Raw genomic sequence first — 13,677 nt, 5'->3', positions numbered from 1 at the left:
CTCGGGAGAACCACCATGGGCTACTTCGCCGTCCCGTACGACATCCACTTCGACGACACGATGGCCTACGGGAGCCATCACTTCCTCACCAACTTCAAGTTCCAGTGCGCGGGCCGTGAGCACCTGCTCTTCAGCCCGCACTTCTTCGAGGTGCCGGAGTTCCGGCGCGACTTCGACCGGGTGCTCCTGCTCACCTACGAGGGGTACTCGCGCAACCTCTCTCCCGCGAACCTGGGGGACAGGCTCGTGGTGCTGACCACGTTCGAGGACCGGGGCGAGGTCGGCGTGCGCTTCTGCTTCCGGACGCTCAAGCGGGACGGGACGCCCGTGGCGTGCGGCTACCAGACGGTCCTCTGCGCGGACAGGGCCACCGGCGCCCTGTGTGCCTTCCCGGACTCGTTCCGTCCCTGCTTCGAGGCGCTGGCGAACATGTTCGAGCCCGCGTCCGCGCGGAGCTTCCGCGAGCGCGTGCTCAAGGGGGGCTCCGCCATCCAGGAGCTGTTCTCCGAACCGGTGCGGGGACTGGCCCGCCGTCTTCTGGAGGACCCGGCCTCGTTGGGGACCTCCAGGTTGGTCGACCTCGAAGCCGCTTCCACGAGCGCTCCAGTCACGACGGAGCCGGCGAGGAGTCCCGTGCTCCAGTTGCCGACAGGCGCCACCGCGTTCCTCTTCGCCGGTCAGGGTTCCTTCGAGCCGGAGTTGTTCGTGCGGCTCAAGTCCCTGCAGCCCGAGCTCCGCGACGAGCTGATGTCCGTCGTGGACGTGGCCCGTGGTCACGGGTTCGACGTGCGCCCGTTGGTGGAGGCGCGGGATGCGGCCGAGGTGCGTCACGCACTGGCGCAGGTGCCGCAGCTCGACCAGCTCGGCATCTTCCTGTCCGGAGTGCTCGGCGCGCGGTGGTTGATGCGCGAGGGCAGGGCGCCGGACGTCTTCGTCGGGCACAGCTTCGGGGAGATTGCCGCGATGACGGCGGCAGGCGCGATGGACCTGCGCTCCGGCGCGGAGGTCGTGTGCCTGCGGGTCCGCGCGCTCGAGGTGGTGCCGGAGGACCTGGGGACACTCGCCGCCGTCGCGCTGGGAGAGGCGGACACGGCGCGGGCGCTGGTCGAGAGCGGCGTCACGGGGGTGACGGTGGCGGGGCGCAACCACGCGAAGCAGACCGTGGTGGCGGGGGCCCGTTGGGAGCTGGAGCGACTCCGGGCCCATCTGGAGCAGCGAGGGCAGGGCTTCACCTTCGTGGCCAGCCGGTATCCCTTCCATCATCCCGGGCTCCGACCCGCGGCGGAGGCATTTCGGGTCGCGCTGTCGAGGGTCGCGATGAAGACGCCGCGCGGACTCATCTACTCACCCATCGAGCGGCGCGTGTACGCAGGCGCTCCGGGCGAGCTGGCCGAGGCGCTGGCGGCGCACCTGCTCAAGCCGTTCGACTTCCTCGGCGCGGTGGAGCGACTGTCGAGCGCGGGGTGCACGCGCTTCCTGGACTGCGGCACGGAGGGGCGGATGGCGCGCATCGTCCAGCGCATCCCGGTACCGATGGGGACGCTGGACGTGCGCGCCATCTCCACGTTGCTGCCGCCTCGCGCCGAGCCGGTGGCGTCCGTTCCCGTGAAGACCCAGGGGCCGGAGGAGGACGCGACGATTGCCATCGTCTCGCTCGGCTGCATGTTGCCGGGAGGGGCGAAGGACCCCGAGTCCTTCTGGCGCAACATCCGGCAGGGCATCAGTGGAATCGTCGATCCGGGCGTTCGCGAACCCTCCTTGGTGACGGACTTCATCGGACCGGTGGGCACGCCGGACCGGGCCTACACGCTGCTCACGGGGGCCGTGCGCGACGAGGACCTGGTGGCGCCGAAGGGGACGGACCCGGAGCGCTTCCGGCGTTATGTCCGCGAGCAGAAGCTGCTGGCCATCGCGCTGGCGCAGTCGATGGAGGGGCTCGGTGCGCGTGCGCCGGAGCGAATCCAGTGTCTGCTCGGCTCCACTGCGGAGGGCTCCTCCGAGTACGACGCCGCGCTGAGCCTGGAGGCAGGGGAGGCGCTGCTGCGCGCGAAGGGGATGCATGGCGCGGACGTGGCCCTGCTGTCCCGCGCGACGCGTGAGGTGATGGGCGTGGAGGCCCGCTCCTCGGAGCTGGCGCCGCATCCCACGCTCCAGGCGGTGGTGACGGACGTGGTGGGGCGAGGTGTTTCCACGGTGTTGCTGGACGCGGCGTGCGCGTCCTCGCTCTACGCCATCGCGTTGGGGATGAAGACGCTCCAGCGAGGGGAGGCGGACCTGGTGTTGGCGGGAGGCGTCTTCTCTCCGGGACCGGGCAACAACTGCCTCTTCTCCCAGTTCAACGGGCTGTCGGCGACAGGGAGCAGACCGTTCGACGCGAGCGCGGATGGCGTCATCTTCGGTGAGGGCGCGGGAGTGGTGGGGCTGATGCGCCTGTCGGATGCGCTCGCGCGGGGCCTGCCCGTTCGAGCCATCATCCGGGGCACCGGGTTGTCGAGCGATGGGCGCAGCAGCTCCGCGAATGTCCCGCGCGTGGAGGGACAGGTGGCGGCGATGACCGCGTGCTACGCGGCGGCGGACGTGGACCCGGCCTCCATCCAGTACCTGGAGGCGCATGGCACGGCGACGCCCGCGGGAGATGCCACCGAGCTGAAGTCGATCGGCCGTGTGTTCACGGGCAAGCGCGCGGGCATCCAGCTGGCGAGCGTGAAGGCGCTCATCGGACACGTGGGCTGGGCGGCCGGGGCCGCGTCGGTCATCAAGCTGTGCAAGGCGCTGGAGCATCGGCTGTTCCCGCGACAGTCGAACTTCGAGCGACCTGGTGAGGCGCTGCGTGCGCTCGGCGCGGACTTCGAGGTGAGTCAGCGTGAGCAGCCCTGGCCGGAGAACGGGGCGAATCCCCGGCGGGCCGCGACGAACGGGTTCGGCTTCGGGGGGACGAATGCGCACCTGGTGCTCGAGGAGTACCGGGGCGATGCGTCGCCCGTGTCGACGCGCTCCAAGCCGATGAGCGAGCTGGTGGTCGTCGCCGCGGAGGGGGTGTACCCGGATGCGCGAGGGACGCCGCGAGTGGGCGTGCCGTCGGAGGTGGGCGCGCGCTTCGATGTCGGAGCGTTCCGGCTGCCGTCCTCGCTGAGGTTGTTGCCGGACATCGCGGAGGACATGGACCTGACGCAGGGGCTCGCGCTCACGGCGGCGAGCGCGCTCGTCGAGAAGCTGGGGGGCTTCGACGGGATGCGCTCGGGGACGGCCATCGTGTTGGGGCTCGAGGGAAAGACGCGCAGGGGCGTGGAGGCCATCCAGCGAGTGCTGGCCGCGTCGACACGGCGTGGGCTTCGTGAACTCGTGCTGAATACTCCCGAGCGCGCGGCGCTGCTCCCATTGGCGGAGGCGCTGCATGACACGGTGCGGGGGAGCGTGCGGCCCTCGGGGCCCTACACGCTCCAGGGGATGATGGCGAACGTCACGCCGGGGAGGGTGGCGGGTGCGCTGGATACGAAGGGACCCAACTTCGTCATCGACGCGGGAGGTGCCTCGTTGGCGGAGGCTCTGAAGGCCGCGAGGGACGTGCTGGAGACGGGCTTCGAGCTGGTCCTCGTCGGGAGCGCGAACGTCCTCCGGCCGGGCGCGGCGGACGATGCGAGTGGTTCGGAAGGGACGATGTTGCTGGCGGTCACCACCGCCGAGAAGGCCGCACAGCGAGGGCTGAAGGTGATGTGTGGCTTGCGCCTGTCCTCGTCGGGGCCTGCCCGTGAAGAAGCCGTGACGCGGCTGCCAGCGCATTCGGCGGGCGAGGGGCTCGAGGTGCTGCGAGCGGTGCATGCCGCGAGCGAGGGACGCTCGGGGACGCTGAGCTTCCACCCGGAAGCGGCGAAGGGCACGCGACTGTCGTTGGAACTCATCTCGACGGGGGCTCGTGCCACCGAAGCGCGAGCTCCTGTCCTGGAGAATCCGCGCGTCGACGTGGCTTCACACGAGGCGTCGACGTCGACAGGGAAGACCGTTCATCCAGCCACCGCGACGGCATCCTCCACGATGAGCGAGGCGGTGCCGAAGGCCCAAGCTGGGAGGGCGGTTGGCGCGGGAGTGGATGCGCCCGCGTCATCAGGGCGTGCGGACGCAGGCTCGACCGAGGCTTCCGCACCACAGGCAGAGGCGAGTGGCTTCGACCTCAGTGCGTCCATCGGCTACCACGCACCTGTACTCGTCGAGCATCCGGCGCGGGTGACACGACCCGAAGTCCTGACGGGTCGTCGGGTCCTGTTCATCGCGGGCGACGAAACCTTGGCGCATGCGCTGGAGGCGCAGGCGCGCCGACTCCGTGTGTCGGACCACCTCATCCTCTTCGCGGGACCCACGAGCACGAAGGGCAGGGTGCGCGGCATCGACCTGTCGAGTGAGGAGACCGCGGAGGCGAGCCTGGAAGCCCTCGGCTTCGAGCCCCAACTCATCCTCGCCGTCGCGAGCATCCACAGTGGAGACGCGCCCCGAGTCGTCGAAGAGACCGCCCTGCGCCACGAGGCGCTCGAGTTGCTGTTCCTCACGGCCCGTCGTTCCTACGAGAAGCTCGTCGCCGGAGACGTCGAACTGGCGAGCCTCTGCGTGGGCGGCCTGGGACCTCGGCGTGTCCTGCATCCCGTGACGGGGTTGTTCGCGGGGATGCTCAAGTCCATCGCGAGAGAGGTCCCGGCCAGGAACGTCCGCGCCATCTCGACCACGAGCACCCTGCTGTCCGAGTCCCTGGACCAGGCGCTCGTCGAGCTGGGCTCGGAGGAGGGTGACGAAAACCCATCGGTCGAGGTCTGCTTCGACGGCGAGACACGCTGCGTGCGCAGGCTGCGCCCCACCACGACACCTTCCTCGGGACCGGCCCTGCTCGACTCGGGCTCCGTGGTCCTGCTGACGGGCGGCGGACGCGGCGTCACGGCGGTGCTCGCCGGGGCATTGCTGAAGCGCTACGGCTGCACGGTGGTGCTCCTCGGCCGGAGCGACCCGGAGGCGGCCCCCGAGCGCATCCTCGTCGCGACGGACGAAGAACTCCCGACCTTGGAGCGTGAGTTCTACGCGCAGGAGCTGGCCACGAAGTGGGGCGTCCGGATGCCGGAGCTGCGCGCGCGCTTCGAACGGCACCTGGCCGCCCGCGAGCTGCGCTCCACGCTCATGGGCCTCGCCCGACTGCCAGGGCGGACCGTCTACCGCGTCGCGGACGTCACCCGTCCCCAGGACGTGGCGAAGGTCATGGACGAGCTCGTCCGAGACTTCGGCCGACTGGACCTCGTGGTCCACGGCGCGGGGACGCAGACGTCCAAGAAGCTCCATCGTCGCCGTCTCGCGGAGCTGAGGACGAACCTGGACACCAAGCTGCTCGGACTGAATCACCTGCACGCGGCCTGCGCCAGTCGCTTCGGGCGCACGGTGCCCTTCCACGTGCTCACGTCCGCCTTCAGCTTCATCGGCAATGACGGGCAGGCGGACTACGGCGCGGCGAACGAAGCGCTGGACCGGCTCTGCGCCTGGGTGGACGACGTCAACCCACGCGCACACTGGTGCAGCGTGGGGTGGCTCGCCTGGGATGGCATCGGGATGACTCGAGGCTCCGAGTACCGGGTGCTCGGCGCCAGCCGCAAGCTCCGAGGCATCCGCGCCGAGGAGGGCGAGGCCCTGTTCCTCCAGCTCGTGGAGGGCCCGCCGCGCGAGCCCATCAACGTGCAGCTCACCCAGAACGAGCGCGAGTTCTACGGCCTGCGAATCCTCCCAGAAGCCCCCGAGGGAGGCACGGCGCCCCGGCCCATCGTCCGCGAGGTGCGGGTCGACGCCGCGAGCGTGCCGTGTCTGGAGGACCACCTGGTGCGCGGCACGCCCACGCTCCCGGGAGCCTGGGCGTTGGACCTGATGCTCCGGGCCGCGTTGGGAGGCCGGCTGCCGGAGCTGAGCATCGTGACCATCGAGGACGTCCGTTTCTCACGCTTCATCCGCGTGCGACCCGGAGGCCACCAGTCCCTGCGCGCCGAGTGCACTCCGCTGGTCGACGAACCCGGTCTGCACGGTGTGCAGGTGAGGCTGTTGGGAGACATCGTCCACGCCTCGGGCGTGGTGCTGGAGCGAGACCTCGTCTACGCGGAGGCGCGCTTCACGCTGACCCGGAAGCCACCCCGGAGTGTGCCAGGGCTCGACGCGGCGGCGCCCTCGGGACACGGCATCCTGGCCCAGGATCCGCACTGCGCTCCGGGCGGCCCCATCGAGCTGCGCAAGATGTTCGACTGCCTGGAGGACATCCGCCTGGAGCCCGCGGCGCGCTTCGCGAAGCTCGGCCTGCCGTCGCGGCGCGAGGAGGCGGGGGCCACCGTGCCAGCGCTCGTGCTGGACGCGGCGCTGCGCTTGAGCGCGATGCACGTGCATGGCGTGTCGAACGACGTCTTCGCGCCCATCCAGTTCCAGCGGGCGACGTTCGACCGGGAGCTGGTGAACGGGGGGGGCAGCGCGCCGCTCCAGCTCTCCCTCAAGGCCCTGCGCCCGCGTCTGGAAGGCGACGTCCTCCAGTGCGGCACCGTCGCGGCGGTCGATGAAGCAGGGCGCTTGCGAATGCTGCTCGAGGGCGGCCTCGCGCGCCCCATGGCCTGAAACCCTTTCCGCGGAATGGACACCATGAACTCCTCCACACCGTCGACGGTTGTCTTGCCTTTCGATGACCCCAAGCCGCTCCGCGCGGAGCTGCGCCGGGTGCTGCCCGCCGAGTCCTTCGAACCTCAACCCCACCGGGGCGTCATCGCGCTGGCCCTGGTGCCGGTGATGCTGGCCTCGATGTGGCTCCTCGCCTGGGGTCATCTGCCCTGGTGGGTCTGCCTCCCGCTCTCCTTCGTGTTGGGACAGATGGTCACCACCGTGGGGCTCGCGGCCCACGAGGCGCTGCACCACGCCGTCTTCAGGAGCCGGCGCTGGGAGGACGTGCTCGGCTGGGTCGGCTTCGGCCCGTTCCTCGTCACGCCGGGCAACTGGCGCGCGTGGCACGTGCAGGCGCATCACAGCGCCGCGAACATCCACCAGCGAGACCCGGACATCCTCCCGCGTCAGCCGGACCTGGGCACCCAGCGCTTCGCGCGGATGTTCCACGCGATTTCACCGGGCTCCGGCACTTGGCTGAGCTACGTCAGCCTCAGCCTGTTCTTCACCGCGCAGGGGCAGGCCTTCCTGTGGCACCACATCGACCAGCCCCACCTTGGCCACGTGCGGATGAACCGCGTGAAGGAGCGCCTCCTCACGGTGCTCCTGGTGCTCGGCTGGGGCGGGTTGGGCTGGGCCATGGGGCCGCGCGGTGCCTTCTTCGCGCTGGTGTTCCCCCTGGTCGTCGCCAACATCACGTTGATGGTCTACATCGCCACCAACCACTGGCTGCAGCCGGCGTCCGAGGACCACGACAACCCCTTCGTGAACACCGCGAGCGTGAAGACGCACCCGGTGATGGACTGGGCCCACCTCAACTTCAGCTATCACCAGGAGCACCACATCTTCCCGGCGATGAGCCCACGCTTCGCGCCGCTGCTGCGCCAGCGACTGCGTGAGCTCAACCCGGAGGCCTCCACCGTCTATCCCCACGTCCAGGCGCTGCGCGCGCTGTACACGCGCCCGGCGCTGTACTCACCCACGGAGGAGGGGACGTGGGTGGGGCCCCACGGGACGCCCTCGGTGACGAGCGGCGAGCTGCGAAGTCGCCTCGTGTCCCGGCGCCAGTGACGGCGAGCAGGACGAGCGACAGCCCATTGTTGGACAGGAAGGCGCGCGAGCCTCTCTGCGGAGCCCCCGATTGAGTGGTATCCGCCATCTCCCGAAGTCTGGGCACGAAATGTCGGGGCGCAGCCGCCACGAGAGCGCGACTGTCCCCCTCCCGGTCCCCCACCGGCGAGAAACCCCGGAGACACGAAACATGGCAGGACTGTTCGACCCCCTGGTGCTGCGAGAAGGCGTCGTCGCGAGAAACCGCGTCTGGCTCGCGCCGCTCACCAACAAGCAGAGCCATGCCGACGGAACCCTCTCCGACGCGGAGCTCCACTTCCTGGAGCGTCGCGCGGAAGGGGGCTTCGGGCTGGTGGAGACCTGCGCGGCGCATGTCCAGCAGGATGGCAAGGCCTGGTCGGGCGAGCTGGGCGTGCACGACGACGCGATGCTGCCCGGGCTGCGCCGGCTCGCCGACAGGGTCCACCAGGGCGGCGCGCTGCTCTCCGCGCAGCTCTTCCATGGGGGCCTGCGCGCGGACCCCGCCGTGAGCGGGATGTCGCGCTGGAGCGCGAGCGCGCACGGCGGCGCGGACGAGTGCCGCGAGGGCACGGAGGCGGAGATTGAAGCCGTCATCGCGTCCTTCGCGAGCGCGGCCCGGCGCTGCGCCCAGGCGGGCTTCGACGCGGTGGAGCTGCACGGCGCGCACGGCTATCTGCTGTCGCAGTTCCTGAGCACCACCTACAACCTCCGCGCGGACCGCTGGGGTGGCTCGCTGGAGAACCGCTCGCGCCTCATCCGCGAGACCTTGGCCGCGGTGCGCCGGGCGGCCCCTTCGTTGGTGCTCGCGGTGCGCCTGTCCCCCGAGGACTTCGGACAGGCGCGCGGGTTGGATCTGGATGAGAGCCTCGACGTCGCGCGGATGCTCGCCGACGAGGGCATGGACATCCTCCACCTGTCGCTCTGGCGCGCGGGGCTCAACACCACCAAGCGCCCCCAGGAGCACGCGACGGCGCTGTTCCGCCGGGCCGTGCCCGCGCGCGTGAAGATGGTCGTCGCCGGCGCCATCTGGACGAAGGAGGACGCCGAGGCGCAGCTGGCACGCGGCGCCGACGCGGTGGCCCTGGGCCGCTCCGCCATCGCCAACCACGACTGGCCCGAGCGCATCCAACGCGGCGCCCCCATCCAGCAGCCGCCCCTCTCCTTCGACCTGCTGCGTACCGAGGGAGCCTCACCGGGCTTCATCGACTATCTGCGGGGCTGGAAGAACTTCGTCGCGACCTGATGCGTTGAACTCGCAGGGGCCGTGACGTGGAAGACGGGCAGTTCACTCTGGGAGCGGGCCCGCGGCGTCAAGATTCTTGGCCATGAAACGAAGTCTCGCGGCGTGAGGCGTGTGGACTGGAAAAATGCCTGGGTCCCCTGAAACCCGGCCTTTTATGTCCCGTCCGTTTTAAATAAGTGACGCCTCCGGGCGTCTCTACACGCGTCCGACACCTCGACGGTGTGGGGCAACTCACATCACTTTTCGCGGGACCACCTTCATGACCAGCCGCACCCAGATGATGCTGTGCTCGATGTCCTTCGCTCTCATCGCCGCCCCCGCGTTCGCGCAGGATGACGCCGCGGAGAGCTACTCCGAAGAGGGTTACGTCCGTGAGGACTCGTCCGCTGGTGAGGGCAAGGGCTTCGCGCTCGGCCTGCGCGCGGGCTTCGCCGTTCCGTACGGCGACCTGGCGGGGAACCCGAGCGGAGATGGTGAGGGCGCCAAGGTCGGTGACCTGGTCTCGAGCGTGATTCCGCTGGAACTCAACGCGGGCTACTTCTTCAACAAGAACTTCTACCTCGGCGCCTTCTTCCAGTACGGCCTGGGCTCGCTCAACACCCCCGAGGTTGCCGGTGAGGAAGACCCCTGCAGCGTCGACGGCGTGAGCTGCAGCGCCAGCCAGCTGCGCTTCGGTGTCAACGCGGCCTATCACTTCGATGCGACGCCGCTGGTCGACCCCTGGGTGGGCGTGGGCATCGGCTACGAAATCCTGAACACGAAGATCTCGCTCGAGCTGTTGGGCGAGGAGCTCTCCGTCAAGACGTCCGTGAAGGGCTTCGAGTTCGTGTCCGCGCAGGGCGGCGTCGACTTCCGCATCTCGCCGAAGTTCTCGGTGGGCCCCTACATCACCGCGACGGTCGGCCAGTACTCGTCGGCGACCGTCTCCGACGGAGAGACCGACGAGTCGCAGGACCTCGAGGAGAAGGCCATCCACGGTTGGATCAACGGCGGCGTGCGCGCGCAGTTCCGGTTCTAATCACCGCTTCGCGCCTGTGCTTCCCATGACGTCGGACCCGGCTCGTTCCGGGTCCGACGTCGTCGTTTCAGGGGCTCAGATGTACTCGTCGAACCAGTCGAACATGCGGTGATTGGCGACGGCCTGGGCGGCCTCCTGGCAGTGCAACAGGCCGGTGTCCTCCTCGGTGAAGAGCAGGTAGTCCTTGGGGCAGCTCAGCGCGTCGAAGAGCATCTTCCCCTGGCCTCCGGAGTACGCCTCCGCGGTGCCGTCCATGACGAGCGTGCGGCAGCGGATGCGCTCGACGACGGGCCGGTTGGTGAAGGTCCTCAGCTTGAACATCAGGTCCGAGGGGGAGCTGGCGCCGTGTTTGTGCATGGCGTCGCGCATGTACCAGCGGAACAGGAACACCTGGCTCATGCGCTGGTACATGCCCGCGTCGAAGGCGGCCGGGTCGCTGTCGAGCAGCGCCATCAGCTCCGGGAAGTAGCCGTGGAAGTTGTCGAACTGCGACTGGCCCCAGTCGAGCACGCCCGGGTTGGGGATGAGCAGCTTGAGGCGCCGCTCGAAGGCGGCCGCGCGCGGCACCAGGGCGCCGCCCATGCTCCAGCCGAGCAATGCCATCCGGCGTGAATCCACGCCGGAGATGCGCACCGCGAAGTCCACCACGGGCGTGATGACCTTCTCCCAGTCCGGACGGAACGGCAGGTTCTGCTCGCGGATGGCCATGCCCTGTCCGGGGGCGTGGACCAGCAGGCAGTGGTAGCCACGCTCCAGCGCGGCGTCCACCACGTACTTGGACTCCTCGGGCCACGCGTCGCGGCCCTGCTGGAAGATGAGCAGGGGCGCGGCGCCCCGCGCGCCCCGCGCCCGGAAGAAATAGCCGGGCAGGGTGGTGTTCTCGTAGGGGATGCGCACCGGGGTGCCCGGCATCTTCAGCAGGACGAGCGCCTTGTTGTACGCGTCCACCGCGCGGCGCCCCGTCTGCACCGCGCTCGGATGGCTGGGCTCGGGGTGGTGGATGAGCGCGGCGCGGTAGTAGTTGGCCGCGCGCAGGTAGGCGTGGCCGGCGCTCGTCTTGTGGTGTCGGGTGAGGCTCGCCTCGGCCATGCCGCGCAGGCGGTCCGCGGTGCTCACCCACTCGGTGGGCCAGCTCCAGTCATCGTTCACGTCGATGCGCGTCGCGGTGTCCAGCACCTCGCCGATGTCCGCCTGGGCGCTGTAGGTCGCGGCCAGGAAGTGCAGGAGCTGGTTCTGCATGATGGGGTCGTCTTCCAGCAACCCCAGCTCATACCAGGGGCGCTGGGGCTCCTCGGCCGGAGGCGTCGTGCCCGGCGTGGAGGACGGCGCCGCCAGGACGGACGGCGCTCGCAGCAGCGCGAGCCCACCGGTGAGCCCCAGGCCCACGTGCAGCAGGGAACGTCGATTCAGGTTGAAACCCATGGTGTGTGCAATCTCCTGTGAGGGATTGCAGGTTCGAACACCGCGGCCCTTTATTTCTGTCATCGCCCGGTGGAGAACACAGACATGATTCCCACGCGGCGAGGTGAAGACAGACGGAGGGCGAGGCGCGGGCGGCGCGAGGTGACACGGGGGCGTCGACAGGCTTCGGGCGCGGGCTCACGCGCACGGGAGGCCAGGGCATGGCTCGCCCGTGCCTCCCGGAGGGGTCTGGATTCAATCAGCTGATTGAATCGTGCGATTGGAGGCGCTGGTTGTCAAGGGGCCCAGGCGCCGGAGGCCGCGGCCTCGGCGGCGTAGGTCTCGAATGGCTTGGGGGCCCGTCCGGTGACGGCGCGCACGGTGTCGGTGGGGGCGGCGTCCCCTCGCTCCTTCAGGGCGGAGAAGGCCTGGATGGCGCCCTGGATGGCCTCGTCGGGGAGCCCCAGCGTCTTCTGTTCGGCGCGGTAGGTGTCCGGGTCGCCGGCGAAGTGGACCTCGCGGCCGGCGGCGCGGCCGATGATGGCGGCGGCCTCGGCGAAGCCCAGGGGCCGGGGGCCGCTGAGCTCGTAGCTCCGGCCCGCGTGCCCGTCCTCGGTCAGGGCGGTGGCCACGACGGCGGCGATGTCGTCGGCGTCGACGAAGGCCTGCTTCGTGTCCCCGACGGGCAGGGCGATGCGTCCGGCGAGGACGGACGGGCGGAAGAAGCCCTCGTCGAAGTTCTGGTTGAACCAGTCGGGGCGCACCAGGGTCCACTCCACGCCCGCGTCGCGCACCAGCCGCTCGGCGGCCATCAGGCGCTGGTCCCCCATGATTTCGATGGCCTGGCTCGACAGGAGCACGATGCGGCGCACGCTTCGGGACACGGCGAGCGACACGAATTGCGCGGGGATGGGCTGCTCATGGGGCGCCATGAGGTACAGGCGCGAGGACGTGCCGAGCGCGGCCTCCCAGGTGCTCGAATCCGTCCAATCGAAGTGGAGGTCGGAGTGCCGGGAGGCGGCCCTCACGGTGTGGCCCTGGCCGCGCAGGAGCCGGGTGACACGTCGTCCAGTGGTGCCGCTCGCGCCCAGGATGAGGATGCTCGTGGAGGAGGTCATGGCGTGAGGCATACACATCCACGCCACGCCTCGGGACGCGCGAGGCGGGCGCGGATGGATTACTCAACAGAACGCCCGCTCAGGGCGTGGTGAACTGGGTCAGCCAGTTCAGGTTGGGACGCAGGGACCAGGGCTGGCTGCCCGAGCGCCAGGTGGAGTCGAGCAGGAGCCCCACGCAGCTCCCCGTGCGCATGTAGCAGTGGTCGGCGTTGAGGTCACCCACCTGGCTGTCCTTGATGATGTACCAGCCGCTGCCGTTGCTCTGCAGGCAGGACGTGGCCAGCGGGCAGGAGTAGCCCGTCGTGTCCGTGTTCTGCGCGCGCACCTGGGCCTCCGTCGGTCCGACGAAGACGTCCTGCTCACCGTTGATGATGCGCAGGCGGCTGCTGGGCAGCGCGCGGTTGCCATTGGCGACGCAGGAGGACAGGTTGTAGATGGAGTACTGGACGCCGGCGCCCAGGCCATACGCCGCCTGCACGCGCGAGTCGTGGTTCTTGGCGAGGATGGCCATGACGGAGCCCTGGCTGAAGCCCGCCACCACGATTCCCTTCGAGCAGTCCGCCTTGGCTCGAGCGCACAGCGTGCCCACCGCGCTGGTGGACCGGCCGCCGTCGAAGATGCAGCGCGAGCGGGCCGTCAGCGTGGAGCACGAGCCGAAGGTGGCGTTGTCATACTCGACGGTGGCCGCGACATAGCCGCGCGAGGCCATCTCCTCCACCGCCGCCAGCGCCGAGGAGTGGTCGTAGTTCTCCGTGGTGCCCACCGTGTAGATGAACACCGGGTACTTGCCCGAGGCCGCGGGCTCCTGGCCGCGCAGGTTGTACGTGGAGCCGCACAGCGACGTGCCGCCACCCCGGTACGTCGCCGAGAAGCTGCTCAACGCCTGCGCCCCCGCGGTGGAGGTCCAGGCCAGGGCCAGCAGCAATCCAAGACGGAAGCTCAGCTCGCTCTTCTTCATGACTTCTCCTCGTGGCTGTCGATGGTCATGGGAGCGCCGCGAAAGCCCTCCGCGGGCGTCCCATCAGGAATCAAAGCGGCGCGTCCGGAGTCCTGTCTATCTGATTTTTCTATATGTTCAGTTATTTCGTGTTTTGTTCCGCTTCGCGAAACATGGTTGGGATTGTTTCGCGAAGCGAAAGCGCGCGGAC

General features: G+C 69.6%; 7 protein-coding genes. 4 read left to right on the top strand and 3 right to left on the bottom strand.

Annotation, left to right across the window (positions count from 1 at the left end):
• Nucleotides 1–15: 15 nt before the first annotated feature.
• The 4 genes from LXT21_RS03465 to LXT21_RS03450 all read left to right on the top strand — a co-directional run bounded on the left by LXT21_RS03465 (nt 16) and on the right by LXT21_RS03450 (nt 10,010).
• Nucleotides 16–6,618 (top strand): type I polyketide synthase, encoded by a 6,603-nt coding sequence (locus LXT21_RS03465; protein WP_254036645.1) that lies wholly within the window; start codon nt 16–18, stop codon nt 6,616–6,618.
• A gap of 24 nt (nt 6,619–6,642) precedes the next feature.
• On the top strand, nt 6,643–7,728 hold the full coding sequence (locus LXT21_RS03460) for a fatty acid desaturase family protein (RefSeq protein WP_254036644.1): 1,086 nt from the start codon (nt 6,643–6,645) through the stop codon (nt 7,726–7,728).
• 190 nt (nt 7,729–7,918) lie between these two features.
• Nucleotides 7,919–8,992: an NADH:flavin oxidoreductase gene (locus tag LXT21_RS03455; RefSeq protein ID WP_254036643.1), complete on the top strand. Its 1,074-nt coding sequence runs from the start codon at nt 7,919–7,921 to the stop codon at nt 8,990–8,992.
• Between the two features lie 259 nt (nt 8,993–9,251).
• Nucleotides 9,252–10,010, top strand: coding sequence for an outer membrane beta-barrel protein (locus LXT21_RS03450; RefSeq protein WP_254036642.1), 759 nt, complete (start codon nt 9,252–9,254; stop codon nt 10,008–10,010).
• Between the two features lie 75 nt (nt 10,011–10,085).
• Here the strand turns inward: LXT21_RS03450 and LXT21_RS03445 are convergent, their stop codons facing one another.
• From LXT21_RS03445 to LXT21_RS03435, 3 genes are all read right to left on the bottom strand, one after another.
• A complete protein-coding gene (locus tag LXT21_RS03445; protein ID WP_254036641.1) occupies nt 10,086–11,432 on the bottom strand; it encodes an alpha/beta hydrolase family protein in 1,347 nt (448 codons plus the stop codon).
• Between the two features lie 275 nt (nt 11,433–11,707).
• Nucleotides 11,708–12,529: an NAD(P)H-binding protein gene (locus tag LXT21_RS03440; protein ID WP_254036640.1), complete on the bottom strand. Its 822-nt coding sequence runs from the start codon at nt 12,527–12,529 to the stop codon at nt 11,708–11,710.
• 79 nt (nt 12,530–12,608) lie between these two features.
• Nucleotides 12,609–13,487, bottom strand: a complete 879-nt coding sequence (locus tag LXT21_RS03435; protein ID WP_254036639.1) for an alpha/beta hydrolase family protein — start codon at nt 13,485–13,487, stop codon at nt 12,609–12,611.
• Between the last annotated feature and the right edge of the window lie 190 nt (nt 13,488–13,677).

Source organism: Myxococcus guangdongensis (assembly GCF_024198255.1).
In the GTDB taxonomy this organism is placed as follows: Bacteria; Myxococcota; Myxococcia; order Myxococcales; family Myxococcaceae; genus Myxococcus; species Myxococcus guangdongensis.
The sequence above is the reverse complement of the archived record's forward strand: the minus strand, read 5'-3'. Positions and strand labels throughout refer to the sequence as shown.